The organism is Pseudaminobacter soli (ex Zhang et al. 2022) (genome assembly GCF_014595955.1).
Classification (GTDB): Bacteria; Pseudomonadota; Alphaproteobacteria; order Rhizobiales; family Rhizobiaceae; genus Kumtagia; species Kumtagia pseudosoli.
In genome coordinates this window covers 97,306-110,747 of record NZ_JABVCF010000015.1, presented here as the reverse complement: position 1 = coordinate 110,747, position 13,442 = coordinate 97,306, and the positions used below count along the sequence as shown (strand labels likewise).

Genomic DNA, 13,442 nt, shown 5'->3' with positions numbered 1-13,442 from the left:
ATCGGGCGCGGCCCCCGACAACTGCGGGCCCCTCCGGACCGACATGCTCAACTTCATCCTGCGGCGCATCCTGATCTCGGTCCCGACGCTCCTGTTCGTTTCGATCCTGGTCTTCGGCCTCTTGAAGCTACTGCCGGGTGATCCCGCCCTGGCGCTCGCCGGCCAGGAACCCGATCCTGCGGTGATCGAATTCCTGCGCGCCAAATACGGCCTCGATCAACCCTTCCCGGTGCAGTACGTGAAGTGGCTGGGCAGCATCCTGCAGGGCGATTTCGGCCTGTCGATCCGGACCCGGCTGCCGATCGGCGAGATGATCGTGCAGAAGCTGCCTGTCACCCTGCAACTGTCGCTCCAGGCCATGCTTATCGCCCTTCTCATCGGTATTCCGGCGGGCGTCTTCGCGGCGATCCGACGCGGCACCCCGGTCGACTATATCGTCAGCCTCATCGGGCTCGGCGGCCTGTCGATCCCGAGCTTCTGGCTCGGCATCATGCTGATCCTCCTCTTCGCGGTGTCGCTCGGCTGGCTCCCGAGCGGCGGCTATGTGGGCTTCTTCGAGTCGCCTCTCGACAATCTGCGCTACACCTTGATGCCGAGCCTCGTGCTCGGCACCGCGGCGGCGGCCATCGTTATGCGCCATACCCGCAGTTCGATGATCGCCGTCCTCAAGCAGGACTACGTGCGCACCGCACGCGCCAAGGGCCTGCGCGAGCGCATCGTGGTTACCCGCCATGCCCTGCGCAACGGCCTGATACCGGTCGTCACGACCAGCACGCTACACCTCGGCGAACTGCTGTCGGGCGCCGTGCTGACCGAACAGGTGTTCGGGATCCCCGGTTTCGGCAAGATGATCGTCGACGGCGTCTTCAGCCGCGACTATGCCGTGGTCCAGGCCGTGGTCCTGTGCTCGGCGCTGATCTTCCTGCTGCTCAGCCTGATCGCCGACATCGCCTATGTCATCCTGAGCCCGAGGCTGCGCTCATGAGCGGGCAGGCCTCCCCGACGCCAGCCGCGCACAGCGGAACGCGTCGCTCCGCCGTGCGTCGCGCCCTGTTGCACCCGAGTACAATGATTGGCGGCACGCTGGTCGCCTTCTTCGTACTGGTGGCGATTTTCGCCCCTCTCATCGCACCCTTCGACCCCAACGCGTCGGACTGGCTCGAGGTCAGGCAGGCGCCTTCGGCCCTGCACTGGTTCGGGACCGACGATCTCGGGCGCGACGTGCTCTCGCGCGTCATCTTCGGCGCTCGCGCGTCTCTAGCGGCCGGCATCATCGCCGTCATCATCGCCATTTCCATCGGCGTGCCGCTCGGTCTGGTTGCCGGCTATTTCGGCGGCGTCATCGACGCGGTGATATCACGCTTCACGGACGCTCTCCTGGCGGTGCCGTTCCTGGTCCTAGCCATCGCGCTGGCGGCGTTTCTCGGGCCTAGCCTGCAGAATGCGATGATAGCCATCGGCGTCTCGGCGATGCCGATCTTCATTAGGCTGACGCGCGGCCAGGTGCTGTCGATCAAGAACGAGGACTACATCACTGCGGTGCGCGCGCTCGGCGTGCGCGACCGCAACATCATCCTCGCGCATGTTCTGCCCAACGTGCTGGCGCCAATCGTCATTCAGGTCACCATCACCATGGCGGTCGCCGTCCTCGCCGAAGCCAGCCTTGCCTTTCTCGGGCTTGGCCAGCGCCCGCCAGCGCCGTCCTGGGGCAGCATGCTCGACATCGCTCGGCAATTCCTGACCGAGGCGCCTTGGATGGCGGTCTGGCCGGGACTGGCGATCATCGCCATCGTGCTCGGCTTCAACCTCCTGGGCGATGGCCTGAATGACACGTTCACGCCGCAGGCCGAGGACCACTGACGTCGGTGGGGCGACTTCCGATGCGCATATCCCAACTCGGTTGTCAGCAGTTGCTCCATAAGCTCCGATGAGTTGCTCGATAGGCGATCCGAACCCCACAATATCGACCGAGTTAACAATAGTTACAGAGCCGTATCGAGAAATCAGACCTATAAAGAGCGACAACTAACTTCTGACACGAAGCAGGCAGATTATAGCATCTCTTCTAAAAGAAGATGATCGGTGGCATCCTGCTCTCAATCCCGGAACGGAAACCTATCATTACGGACATGCAGAGATGAAATAATTTCTCGGAGCAACCGGCCGTCAGATCATGAAAGGAATTGTATTTACAGAATTTCTTGAAATGGTCGAGAGAGAGTTCTCTCCCGAAATCGCTGACCGATTGCTCGTAGGGACTGAACTTGCCTCATGTGGGATATACACCTCAGTCGGTACCTACGACCACGCTGAAATGATAGTACTCGTATCCCGCCTCAGCAGGGAAACAGGGATCGATTCTCACGATTTGATGATGGCGTTTGGCGAGTATTTGTTCAGAAGATTCAAGATTCTATATCCAAAGTATTTTGAAAGGATGAATTCTTCGTTCGCCTTCCTTACAAGGATAGAAGATTACATCCATGTTGAAGTGCACAAGCTTTACCCCGAGGCGGAATTACCAACTTTCACGTATGATGTGCCCCAGCCCGGACGTCTGGTTCTCACTTATCAGTCCACTCGACCGTTCGCGTCTCTTGCGGAGGGGTTGATCCGCGGGTGCCTCGCTCATTTCGGCGAGGATGCCGATATCCAAGTTGAAGACCTTTCTGACGGAGCGGGGACAGCGGCACGGTTCGTCATCACCCAACGAGATACTCTTCGTGAGTAATATCCAGCAATTAGAGCGTCGCCTGGAACGAGAGAGACAGGCTCGGAAGGCTGCAGAGGCCATCGCCGAGGAGAAGACGCGGGCGATTTACGAAGCGAACGTCAGTTTGCAGCAGCTCAACAACCGCCTGGAAGAGCTTGTGGAGCAGCGCACAGCCGAGCTTGCCGCGGCTCGTGACGAGGCCGTTAGGGCAAGCAAGGCGAAATCGGACTTCCTCGCCAGCATGAGCCACGAGCTCCGGACGCCGCTGAACGCGATCATCGGCTACAGCGAGATTCTCCTGGACGAGTCTGAGGATCAGGTCCAGCCTCAGGTCAGGCCCGATCTCGAAAAGATACGCGGCGCCGGCAGGCACCTGCTCGGCCTGATCAACGACATCCTTGACCTGTCCAAGATCGAGGCGGGCAAGATGGACTTGTTCCTCGAGACCTTTGATGTGGCCGCTCTGCTGGATGACGTACAGGCCACCGTCCGGCCTCTGATGGCAGAGAACGGCAACACTTTTGCGCTGCATCGCGAGACGCAACTGGGGATGCTGCGTTCGGACCAGACCAAGGTGCGGCAGATTTTGCTCAACCTGGTCAGCAACGCCGCGAAGTTCACGAAGGATGGGCAAATTACGCTCGCGGCAAGGCGAACGAGGTTGGGCGCCGGCTACGGGGTAGAGTTCGAGGTCTCGGACAGGGGGATCGGAATGACTCCGGAGCAGCTGAGCAGGCTTTTTCAGCCGTTCAGCCAAGCAGATGCATCAACGACCCGGAAGTACGGTGGTACAGGGCTAGGGCTGGCCATTACTCGGCATTTCTGCCGCATACTCGGCGGAGACGTAACCGTGGCCAGTGAATTCGGCGAGGGCTCGACCTTCAATGTCATCGTACCGGACAATGACTCCAATGCTGCTATCGCGGCTCCACAGCCGGTGTGGGAGCAGCGCGTCGTCGGCACAGTGCTGGTGGTGGAGGATGGCCGAGAGGGCGCAAAATCACTCGCCGAGCCGCTGACCCAGGAGGGCTATCGAGTGATTGCCGCTGCAGCCGGAGCGGATGGTTTGCGGCTGGCCCGAGAGCAGAAACCCGACGCCATCATCCTCGACGTGGTCAATCCGGAATTCGATGGGTGGACGATTTTGCGGTTGCTCAAGACCGATGCGGAACTCTGCGACATTCCGGTCATCCTTGTGACCGTATTGGGCGACCGCGACATGGGGTTTGCTCTCGGAGCCGCGGAGCACCTTACCAAACCCATCAATCCCAAAGAATTGCTGCGCCTCCTGGCCAGGGTGCAACGCCCCGAAATCACTCCGGACGTCCTTATCGTCGATGACGACCAGTCGACGCGCGGCATGCTCCGCCGGATGCTCGTCAAAGAGGGTTGGCGGGTGCGGGAGGCGGCCAATGGCGCCGAGGGTCTGGAGCAACTCGCGAGGGCAGTGCCTGCCGTGATGCTGCTTGACCTCATCATGCCCGAGGTGGACGGTTTTGAGGTCTTGCGGGCGGTACGCCAGACGGCAGCGTGGCGCGACATTCCAGTGGTCATCGTGACGTCCAAGGATCTCAGCAGAGACGAACTGGAATGGCTACGCGGACATGCCATGGATGTGTTCCAGAAAGGGGCCTACAGCCGCGCGGAACTCATCGCGGCCGTGCGCGCCATGGTCGATGCCGCGCGCCTCGCTTCCTCCAGAACAGTGCCGACTGACCGGGGGGAGGGTAAGGATGTCGCATGACGAAGATCCTGCTGGTCGAGGATAATGAGCTGAACAGGGATATGCTCTCCCGACGGTTGATCCGACATGGCTACGATGTTCTGGTCGCCTGCGACGGTGCCAGCGGCGTGGAATTGACCGGGACGGAGCAGCCGGATCTCGTACTCATGGACATGAGCTTGCCCGTGCTTGACGGATGGGAGGCGACCCAGCGCCTCAAGGCCAATCCAGAGACCCGGTCGATTCCTGTCATCGCTCTTACTGCTCACGCAATGACGGCGGACCGCGAGAGGGCGTTGGCTGCGGGCTGTGACGATTACGACACCAAGCCCATCGAGCTTTCCCGGCTCCTGGAGAAGATGGAGCGCCTGCTACATAGGCGGTGATCGCCGCGTCAGGGAGCAAGAAGGACCCAAGGATGGCGCGCACTATGGTGGATGCGGAGTTCGAGCGGCGCGCCGCCCTTGCGATCATATGGCAGGATCTCTTGATGCCGGTTCGCGCCATCCGCGGCTATCAGGAAATCATCGTCGAGGAGGGGCAACGCCTTCGGCTCGACGATGTGCTGCCGTACCTCCATCAGGTTCTTACCGCCGCCCGCGCACTCAGTGATCTCGTCGATCGGATCGTTGATATAAAGGCAGATGCGCAAGCAGGTTCTGATGACGGGGCTAGCTTCCAAGCCAGGCTCCGACACGATCTGCGCACATCGCTCAACGCCATCATCGGTTACAGCGAGATGGTCTTGGAGGATCTAGATGGCTCGAACGGTGCAGATGCATTGCGGGCCGACATTGAAAAGCTGCTGATCGCAGCGCGGCAGCTACTCAATCGAATCGACGCGATCGTGGACCTCAGCCGAGGAGATGCTGATCGCGGCGACATCGTCCGAAGCCACCCGGATGCTGCTGCCGAGGCGGCAATCGTCAGCCTCCTTCGTTCGCTGCGGCCAGGTAACGATCTTCCGAAGTACAATGAAGCCGGGCGCATACTGGTGGTGGATGACAATGCCACCAACCGGGATCTGCTGCGTCGGCGGTTGATGCACGAGGGTCACGAGGTCTTTAAAGCCTCCTCGGGCCGGGAAGCCATGTCGATCCTGAACCAGGACCGCTTCGACTTGATCCTGCTTGACCTGCTCATGCCCGACATGAACGGTATCGAGGTACTCGAGCAGCTAAAGCTGGATGAACGTTGGCACTCCATTCCGGTCATCATGATCTCGGGACTGAGTGAGACGGATGCCGTCATCCGCTGTATCGAGGCGGGCGCCGACGACTATCTGCCAAAACCCTTCGATCACGTCTTGCTGCGCGCCCGCATCAACACCTGTCTGGAGCGAAAGCGCTGGCACGACCGCGAGCAGTCGTACCTTGCCCAGTTGAAGGTGGAGAAGGACCGTTCGGAGGCTTTGCTTCGCAATATCCTTCCAGGCCCGGTAATGATGCGCCTCAATGCGGGCGAGACATTCATCGCCGACCGGTTCGAGAACGTTTCGATTCTTTTCGCCGATCTCGTCGAGTTCACGCCCACGGCGGCGCTGATGACACCGTCCCGGCTGGTGGATCGCCTTAACCGCGTGTTCTCCCACTTCGATAGGCTCGCCCTCCGGCTCGGGGTAGAGAAGATCAAGACGATCGGGGATGCCTATATGGCAGCGACAGGTCTGCCGGAGTCGCAGCCCGACCACACAGGGCTGATTGCGGAATTCGGACTTGGGATGCTGGCGGCATTGGAGCAGATCAACGGAACCGGCGAGCACAGCCCGCTCCAGATTCGAATTGGCATCCACACAGGGCCTGTGGTCGCAGGGATCATCGGTCACCACAAGTTCACCTATGATGTGTGGGGCGATACGGTGAATGTGGCAAGCCGGCTCGAGGCAGGCAGCCTGCCTGGCCGGATTCAGGTCTCGAAGGCGGCGCGTCAAGTTCTCGCTGGCCGTTACAACTTCGAATCTCGCGGGCGGATCAATCTGAAAGGAAGAGGGTCCATGGAAGCCTTCCTTTTGATCCCGCCAGATATCCAAGATTTGGATCAGCTTACTTAAGGGAGGCGGGCTGTCCCGGGGTGGCCGATCGGCCCGATCGGCTACGTCGTGCCGTCAACGCTGAGGCGAAAATCTGTTCGGTGGACTCCACGACTTCTGGTTCAATCCTGGACGAGAAGGAGAGGCTCAGATTGTAGGGCCATAGCTTGAACAGCGAGCCCGGCATCGCCACGATGAGGATGCTCAGGATCGCCACGACGACGACCGGAAGCAGGCTAGGTCGCGCGCCCGGCCCTTCGCCTACGCTGCGGCCGCGCTGGAGCAGGTGGCCGGCGACGCTGATTTGGGAATCCCGATTCAATAGGTCGGGTCTAACAAAATTTCTCCTGAAGACCGGCTCGGCCTCTTGAGTGCCGCCAACGTTCCCAAGCCGCCCGGCTACTGTCCGAACGTTGTAACCACGGTGATAAAGTATATACTTGAGCTAGGCAGCTCGGACATCATCGAATACTCAAGTAACATGATATTGGTTGGGTGTCTCTCTATTGGTTGGTGATATATTGTCGACTAAGTCCAGATGTAGAGGCAAATTTCAGTCTTATTACATTTCAAGTTTGATCAATATCCTGTAATATGTTCGCCGCTAGTCAGACTCCCGTTGAGGGGCTAAGAGCACATCAAACAGGATTTCGGGATGAGTTTCACCCGAACTGCGGCAGCCTTTCTCATGAGAAAGATACTCTGCGCTTTCCGTCCATACGGAATCCTGGCTTAGGAACTACCTCAATCGCGGTTTGATGGTTGGTATCGCATGTGGGCCGCGAGAGATATGAGCGCCCTGGGCATGTAACTCGGCGGCGCGTGAGTGACTCCCCGCAGTCGATCTTCGGTGTCTCCAGTAGCTTGGCGTCCACGGACCACCCTATGCTGCAAGCTTCCGTCCTCCTGCTCGTCGTGTCGATATGGTTCCCCGGTGCCACGCGGATTGCCGGAACTGATGGCTCGATTTCATTTTTCCTGGGTTTGTATTGCGCCGTGGTGAGCGTCGTCTTCTATGGCCAACTGACAACGCGCCTTCATCGGACCGAGGCTGCCTTTGCGACTGCCGTGCTGACGACATCTACCGCAATCATCGTTCTTTCGCTCTTATCTATGCTTCATGCCGATAATCCGATCAGGACCATGCGCGCGGTTTTTGCCCAGGTGTTTGGCTTCGCCCTGATTCCAGCGGTCTTGGTGATTTCAATGAGGCCTGACGGTTTTGAGGCAGTTGATAGGATTGTGTTGGCAGTCATCGTCATGAGCGTCGTGACATCCTGCCTCGTGATGCTCGGCATGGGCGACGCCAGATTCTCCGACCGGGCTGAAGGTTACTTCAAGCATGCGAACCAACTGGGCATTGCCTTGTCGGCCGGCCTGCCGCTTGTTGCTGCCGTGCTGGTCATCTCCCGCAAGTATCGGGTTCTTCTTTGGGGCTGCCTGGCTGCTGTCGTCCTCGGCCTGGTTAAGTCGGGCTCGAAAACCAACTTCATCGTTGGCATTTCAGGGCTTGGCATTTTCTTCGGGCTATACGGAATCTATCTCACAATAAGGAGACAGCGCCCGCTTTCGATAATTGCCGGAGTACTCACGGCTCCCTTGCTGCTTGGGGCAAGTGTCCTGACTTTGCAATTCCTAAATCCACGCGCCTACAGGCTGTTGACAGTCCAGCTTACCGGTGGCGAGGCGCATTCCATTGTGTCGCGAGAGCGACTGTGGTCGATTTCGATCGATTTGGGCCTCTTGCATCCGTTCACGGGAGTGGGCGCAGGACAGCCGGTGGGCGATATAGCCCCCCATAGTCACAACTTGCTTATTGAATACTTCAGAACGCTGGGGGTGCCCGGCCTCGCACTGATCATCGTCATGGTTCTGCTGGTCGCAACCTACCTGATCAGCGCGATCCTTCTCACGCTGAACGCCAAGGGGGCGAGCGAGCACACGGGGAAAGCCGATGTGATGGTTCTCGGATCAGCGGTATCCGTGCTGAACTATGTCGTCGCAAACCAGATGAGCGATTCCTTCGGTCCGTCGACCGCCCCGTTCTTTTGGCTGCCGCTGGCGCTGTTGATGTTCTACCGTGGCCTGCAGCGATCAGTCAGATCCGGCCTTGGTGCGAATGCTGAGCTGAAGATGCCAGCGGCGCATGCTTGAATGCTGAGCACCTGAGGAAGCCAGCCGTTTCGCTTTCTGGGAACCGCACGGACTCAAATCGAATGACTTTGCAGAAGCTTCTCGACCCTTTGACGGACGCCGAAGCGCGCGTCCAAACAAACGTTCGTTTTGTGGAATTCTTCGGCCTTCCCGGCATTGGAAAGACGACGGTCGCCAATCTGCTCGGCAACAAATTGCAACAGTGCAACCTAGCGGTAGACGAGGATCGATCTGCCTACGAGAAGCGAACCTTTGTTGGAAGGCAGCTTTATCGATTTGGCATCATCAGTTCGCGACTGGCGGATCGTGAGTTTCGCCGGCTAAGCGTGAGAATTGCACGGTTCGTTGCAGAGGGCGGACAAGCGACGGCGATCGATCTGGTCAGAGAGATATGGCACTTGTGCTATCTGTCGGCATATATCCTCGACAAGAGATCCAGCAGCGCCTCCATTCTCGTTCTGGATCAGGGACTGTTACAGGGGTTCTGGTCTGTATTCCTGAAGAGCAGACGCAGAAGAACCTCCGAGAATTGGCTCGACATTCTATCTTCCATCGGCGTGGATGACGTTGTCTTTCTGCATCTGCGCGGCGATATCGTCACTGCCCAGGGGCGTCTCCTCAAGAGAGGCGACCAATCCTCGCGTATGCAAAAGGCATCTCCCGATGGCGATCTTGAGGTCTGGGTTGCGGCAGATCGTGCATGCCGCGAGATGGCAGCCGACTTAAAAACAGGGACGCGAGCAGCAAATCGGGCAGGAGTGCTGGCGGCCGTCGACGTCGGGCCGTTGGCATCGCCCGACGAGGTGGCCGAGCGGGCGCTGAGGGGGCTGTTGCTCGCCTGCCGCGACAGGCTCCCGCCAGTAGGAGGCTAGGAATGGACCGTCGATCATTCATCCGCGTCGCTGGCCTTTGCCCTGTGTTCCCGCTGTTGCCGCAGCCTGCCCGGGCACGCAGCCAGTCGATGCCCGATCAGTCGGATGCCAACGGGAAAGGGGCGCGAATCGTTTTAAGCGGAGAGTACGGCTACAAACCATGGGTAGCTCGCGATCTCCCGATGGGAGCGACAATCGACGCGCAACATGCCTCCTTCATCGTCTCGAACAGCAGGAACAGCGATCCGGGACTCGTCTTGAGCTGCGAAGTCGGGACGCTGCCAACGAATTCCTATCCAGTGGTCATTCGCAACTGTCCTGGAGTGCGCTTCATCGGCGGACGCTTCGATGGCCAGGTGCCGCTGACGTCGGACTGGCGGCCAACATATTGCAATAGTGCGGCTCTTCTTGTCAGGGACGGAACGACTGGCGCAACAATCGAGGGGGTTCGGGCACGCCGCTGCTGGGACGGCATTCGCTTTGCCAATCGAGCCGATGGCTTTCGCCTGAAGGGAAGCTGGCTGAGCGAAATCAGGGATGACGCGGTCGAAAACGACTATCTCCTCAGCGGCGCCATTGAAGATTGCCTATTCGACGGCTGTTTCTCGGGGATCAGCCTGGATCCAGCGTCCAATAATCGGGACGGAATGGATCAGACGGTCGCGATCGACCGAACGCTGATCCGCATGCAGCCCTATCTCGCCAAGGGAGAATTTACCCACCAGGCGCCGATCAAGGCCACTGAGGTGTCTCCCAGCCTCAAAATCACTGGCTCGATCTTCGCGCTGGCCTCCGCAAAGATGCGCGGCTTTCCCCGGCTACGGCGAACTTGGCAAAAATTGATCGAAAGCCGCGACAACATGCTGCTGTGGCTCCCTGACGAGCCAATACCGTCGGAGCTTCCATTGCCGCCGCCCGGCTTTGGGCTGATGACGGGCGCTGACGCTCGTGCATGTTGGGCCGCGGCCCGCCGGCGGTGGGTCGCCTCGCATCCGGGTGTGAGCCGATTCCCGGACGAGACGCCGTGACCGGGCAGTTGGGCGGGGTCGACAGAACGCAACCCGTCACCGCAGCAACAACTCGCATGCCGCCCGCCGGAGTGCGCGCCGGCGCCGGCTGAATTTCAGAGCACATCACGAACCAAAGGTGGCTGCCATGAATGACAGGCAAGTCGAACTCCTGTGCACGCTGGGTCCGGCATCCCTCAATGACAGGGTCATCCACTGGCTGGAACGTGCCGGCACCTCGCTGTTGCGCCTCAATCTGTCACACACGAAGATCGAGGATCTCGAGCGGATCGTGAATTTCATCCAGAGGCGGACGTCCGTTCCGATTTGTCTCGATACAGAAGGTGCGCAAATCCGCACGGGCCCGCTGGCCGACGGCAAGGTCACGGTGCGGGAAAGCCGGTTCCTGACCGCCCGTGCGCGGCCGGCAGCGGGCGGCCAGTTCAGCATCAGCCTCTACCCGGCCTACATCGTCGGCAAACTGCAAGTCGGCGATTTCATCAGCATCGACTTCAATGCGGTCCTGGCTCAGGTCGTAGAGAAAGACGACGACGAAGTCGTGCTGAGAGTACTGAATGGCGGAGAGGTCGGTCAGAACAAGGCAGTCACCGTGCAACGCGAGATTGAGATGCCGCCCACGACCGAAAAGGATCTTGCGGCCATCTCGATCGGCGCCAGGATGGGCATCCGTCATTTCGCGCTTTCCTTCGCCCGTCGTGCGTCGGACGTCGACGCGATCCGGGCTCATGCCGGCGCCGGCGCAACCGTGATCTCCAAGATCGAGTGCCTGAGCGGCTTGCGCAATCTGGGTGCAATTGCCGAGAAATCGGATGCGATCCTGATCGACCGCGGCGACCTGTCTCGGGAAGTCCCGATCGAGCAGATCCCCGAGGTTCAGAAAAGTATCATTCAACAGGCCAAGGCGCATGGCGCCAAGGTCTATGTCGCGACCAACCTGCTCGAGTCGATGACCAGTGCGCCAACGCCGACGCGGGCGGAAGTCAACGATATCTACAACACCCTCGTGGACGGCGCCGATGGGCTTGTGCTCGCGGCAGAAACGGCCATCGGCCAATATCCAGTGAACTGTGCCAGGATGGTGGTGAAGGTCGTCCAGCAGTTCCAGCAGAATGTGAGTGGCGGCGCGCGCGCCATAGAAGTGCGCCCCTCAGACCTCACGTCCGGGATCGAGCCTCATGGTGGGCGCCTGGTCTCCCGAACGCTCGGACCGGCCGAGGATCTGGCAATCCAGGACATGCCCGTGATCACGGTCAGCGACGATGAATTGACCGACGTCGAACAGATCGCCCGCGGCACTTTCTCACCCCTGTGCGGTTTCATGGACAAAGCGTGCCTGGAGAGCGTGCTCGAACACAACCGGCTTCCTTCCGGCCTGGCCTGGACGATGCCGATCGTGCTGCCTGTGCCCAAGGAAAGCGCAAGCCGTTTTGCGACGGGCGACCGCGTTCTGCTTACAAGCACGAGCGGGTTGCCGCATTCCGTTCTCGACATATCCGAAACTCACCAGCTCGAGCCGGAGGTTCTGGCGCGCAAATGGTTCGGCACCGACTCGCGCGAGCATCCCGGCGTGGCCCGGGTGCTCGCGCGCGGCGGACACTTCCTGGCCGGTAACGTGACCCTCATCCAGCCGCTGCCTGTGCCGTACCGGCGCTACGACCTGACGCCGGTCCAACTGCGCATGCTCTTCGGGCACAAAGGCTGGAGCCGCGTGGTGGCCTTCCACGGGCGCAACCTGGTCCATCGCGGCCACGAGGCGATCCAGATCGCCGCCCTGGACCGCACCTACGCCGACGGCCTGTTGATCAGCCCGGTAATCGGACACGCCAAGAGCGGAGATTTCGTGCCGCATCTTATTCTCGACGGCTACCAGGCCATGCTGGACTACGGCATTTATCCTCCCGGCAAGGTGGTGCTCGCAAGCTTCATCACCTACCCGCGATTTGCCGGCCCTCGCGAGGCAGTCTTCACAGCCCTTTGCCGCAAGAACATGGGCTGCAGCCATTTCATCGTCGGGCGGGACCACACCGGCGTCGGAGGTTTTTACGGCGCGAACGCCAATAGGGAACTGTTCGACGAACTCGGCGATCTCGGCATAGAGCCGATCTTCTTCGATGCAGTCGGCTACGACACCCAGTCCGAGCGCTATGTCGACATCAACGCCTGCACGACTGCCAGGTCGATCAGCGGCACGGAGATCCGGCGAGCCTTGAAGGCCGGAGAGGCGCTGCCAAACTGGATGATGCGGTCCGAGGTGCAGGATGTGGTGCGCGCGGAGTTGATGATGAAACACGCCGTATTCCAGGATTAGGCCCAGGTGGGGATAGATGATGGTGAGCGGAGCGAAGCATTTCGGAACGGCACCCTTGCAAGACGTTGAGCTCCCGCGACCGGGAACCGTGCTATGGCTGCTCGGGCCAACCTCGGCCGGCAAGACGACCCTCGCGACCCGCGTCGTTGCCGACCTCCGCAAGGAGGGGATTCCCGCCATTCTGTTTGACGGGGATGAGGTTCGTGATTTCTTTGGAGCCGACTTCGGATTTGGCGCGGACAACCGTCTGCGCGTGGTCTCCATCCTGGTGCATCTTGCCAACAAGGCGGCGGACGCCGGCTTCCATGTCGTGGTCGCCGCCCTTACCGCTGGTCAGGATGCTCGCGAGCACGTTCGCGCGCACGTCAGAAACCTGACGATCGGCTATGTCGCCTGCTCCACGCAGACCTGCGCGCAAAGAGATCCGAAGGGGTTGTATGGCAAGGCGATGCGCGGCGAGATCGACACCCTCATCGGCTATAACAGTACCTATCAGCCGCCGGACAGACCGGACCTCGTCCTCGACACCGAATCGCATTCCCTGGACGAACTGGCAGCACGCATCGCCGCTTCCTACGGTTCCGGCCGACGGGCCGCGCCGCAGCCGGATTGATC

Annotated in this window: 11 protein-coding genes; all 11 read left to right on the top strand. The window is 60.2% G+C overall.

Annotated features, from left to right (window positions below; translation table 11 throughout):
• Positions 1 to 43 precede the first annotated feature (43 nt).
• The 11 genes from HUI96_RS24065 (at position 44) to HUI96_RS24015 (ending at position 13,440) form a co-directional block, all read left to right on the top strand.
• Complete coding sequence (locus tag HUI96_RS24065; protein ID WP_188257251.1) at positions 44 to 985, top strand: ABC transporter permease; 942 nt, start codon at positions 44 to 46, stop codon at positions 983 to 985.
• Positions 982 to 1,860: an ABC transporter permease gene (locus tag HUI96_RS24060; protein ID WP_188257250.1), complete on the top strand. Its 879-nt coding sequence runs from the start codon at positions 982 to 984 to the stop codon at positions 1,858 to 1,860. Before HUI96_RS24065 ends, HUI96_RS24060 begins: the two co-directional genes overlap by 4 nt.
• A 313-nt stretch (positions 1,861 to 2,173) precedes the next feature.
• Positions 2,174 to 2,731, top strand: coding sequence for a heme NO-binding domain-containing protein (locus HUI96_RS24055; protein WP_188257249.1), 558 nt, complete (start codon positions 2,174 to 2,176; stop codon positions 2,729 to 2,731).
• Positions 2,724 to 4,457 carry a response regulator gene (locus tag HUI96_RS24050; RefSeq protein WP_188257248.1) on the top strand — a complete coding sequence of 578 codons (1,734 nt, stop codon included), beginning with the start codon at positions 2,724 to 2,726 and terminating at the stop codon, positions 4,455 to 4,457. The genes HUI96_RS24055 and HUI96_RS24050 overlap by 8 nt, the downstream gene beginning before the upstream one ends.
• Entirely contained in the window at positions 4,454 to 4,822 is a 369-nt protein-coding gene (locus HUI96_RS24045) for a response regulator (RefSeq protein WP_188257247.1), read from the top strand. Before HUI96_RS24050 ends, HUI96_RS24045 begins: the two co-directional genes overlap by 4 nt.
• A 32-nt stretch (positions 4,823 to 4,854) precedes the next feature.
• A complete protein-coding gene (locus HUI96_RS24040; RefSeq protein ID WP_188257246.1) occupies positions 4,855 to 6,486 on the top strand; it encodes an adenylate/guanylate cyclase domain-containing protein in 1,632 nt (543 codons plus the stop codon).
• 864 nt (positions 6,487 to 7,350) lie between these two features.
• Entirely contained in the window at positions 7,351 to 8,619 is a 1,269-nt protein-coding gene (locus HUI96_RS24035) for an O-antigen ligase family protein (RefSeq protein WP_188257245.1), read from the top strand.
• A 62-nt stretch (positions 8,620 to 8,681) separates the two neighbouring features.
• On the top strand, positions 8,682 to 9,491 hold the full coding sequence (locus HUI96_RS24030) for an AAA family ATPase (RefSeq protein WP_188257244.1): 810 nt from the start codon (positions 8,682 to 8,684) through the stop codon (positions 9,489 to 9,491).
• An 89-nt stretch (positions 9,492 to 9,580) separates the two neighbouring features.
• On the top strand, positions 9,581 to 10,519 hold the full coding sequence (locus HUI96_RS24025) for a hypothetical protein (RefSeq protein ID WP_237684335.1): 939 nt from the start codon (positions 9,581 to 9,583) through the stop codon (positions 10,517 to 10,519).
• Positions 10,520 to 10,646: 127 nt separating this feature from the next.
• Entirely contained in the window at positions 10,647 to 12,827 is a 2,181-nt protein-coding gene (locus tag HUI96_RS24020) for a pyruvate kinase (protein WP_188257242.1), read from the top strand.
• An 88-nt stretch (positions 12,828 to 12,915) separates the two neighbouring features.
• Positions 12,916 to 13,440 (top strand): adenylyl-sulfate kinase, encoded by a 525-nt coding sequence (locus HUI96_RS24015; protein WP_337918606.1) that lies wholly within the window; start codon positions 12,916 to 12,918, stop codon positions 13,438 to 13,440.
• Positions 13,441 to 13,442: the final 2 nt, after the last annotated feature.

Bases quoted from the DNA above. Each gene is read 5' to 3' on its own strand.
- HUI96_RS24030 (WP_188257244.1), top strand. From the start codon at position 8,682: ATGACTTTGCAGAAGCTTCTCGACCCTTTGACGGACGCCGAAGCGCGC.
- HUI96_RS24060 (WP_188257250.1), top strand. From the start codon at position 982: ATGAGCGGGCAGGCCTCCCCGACGCCAGCCGCGCACAGCGGAACGCGT.
- HUI96_RS24065 (WP_188257251.1), top strand. From the start codon at position 44: ATGCTCAACTTCATCCTGCGGCGCATCCTGATCTCGGTCCCGACGCTC.
- HUI96_RS24040 (WP_188257246.1), top strand. From the start codon at position 4,855: ATGGCGCGCACTATGGTGGATGCGGAGTTCGAGCGGCGCGCCGCCCTT.
- HUI96_RS24055 (WP_188257249.1), top strand. From the start codon at position 2,174: ATGAAAGGAATTGTATTTACAGAATTTCTTGAAATGGTCGAGAGAGAG.
- HUI96_RS24035 (WP_188257245.1), top strand. From the start codon at position 7,351: ATGCTGCAAGCTTCCGTCCTCCTGCTCGTCGTGTCGATATGGTTCCCC.
- HUI96_RS24025 (WP_237684335.1), top strand. From the start codon at position 9,581: ATGCCCGATCAGTCGGATGCCAACGGGAAAGGGGCGCGAATCGTTTTA.
- HUI96_RS24045 (WP_188257247.1), top strand. From the start codon at position 4,454: ATGACGAAGATCCTGCTGGTCGAGGATAATGAGCTGAACAGGGATATG.
- HUI96_RS24020 (WP_188257242.1), top strand. From the start codon at position 10,647: ATGAATGACAGGCAAGTCGAACTCCTGTGCACGCTGGGTCCGGCATCC.